Here is a 454-nt window from a genome sequence, read left to right as displayed (position 1 = left end):
GTGGTGATGTAGTTCATGTCGAAGGGCGGATCCTGTCGCAGCAGGATAACGTCCATCTCGGACAGGTCGGTGCGCACGGGATCGCCCAACGAATAATGGTTGCCCTTCTCGTCGCGGACTTTCATCTCCTCGATGCGGGCAAACACCTTGCTGCCCAGCATCGACAGCCGGTCCGGCGTGTAATGGAAGAGCTGATGGCCGCGCCGCTGCGCTTCCAGTGACAGCGCGAAGCTCGTGTCACCGGCGATCGACACGGTCGAGACATGGTCCATCTGGACGGCGATCTTCAGCGGCATTTTCATCTCCGGCAAACCCTGCCGCCGATATAAGGAACTCGAAGGCTTCTGCCAATCGGTCCATCTCCGAAGAGCATCGCGTCAACGCCGTCCCGCGGTCATTTCGAGACAAGGCAATGTTGCGCGTCATCGTTTTCTTAAGCCTTGCTGTGCAAGAA

The 454-nt window shown here is 58.4% G+C and carries 1 pseudogene; it reads right to left on the bottom strand.

The features are described 5' to 3' along the window. Nucleotides 1-296 (bottom strand): annotated as a pseudogene (locus EN738_RS35000) (glutathione synthase); the annotation flags it as partial. Between the last annotated feature and the right edge of the window lie 158 nt (nucleotides 297-454).

The organism is Mesorhizobium sp. M4B.F.Ca.ET.017.02.2.1, assembly GCF_003998955.1.
Classification (GTDB): Bacteria; Pseudomonadota; Alphaproteobacteria; order Rhizobiales; family Rhizobiaceae; genus Mesorhizobium; species Mesorhizobium abyssinicae.
Note: the sequence above shows the minus strand (reverse complement) of the source record. Positions and strands in the feature narration are given on the sequence as shown.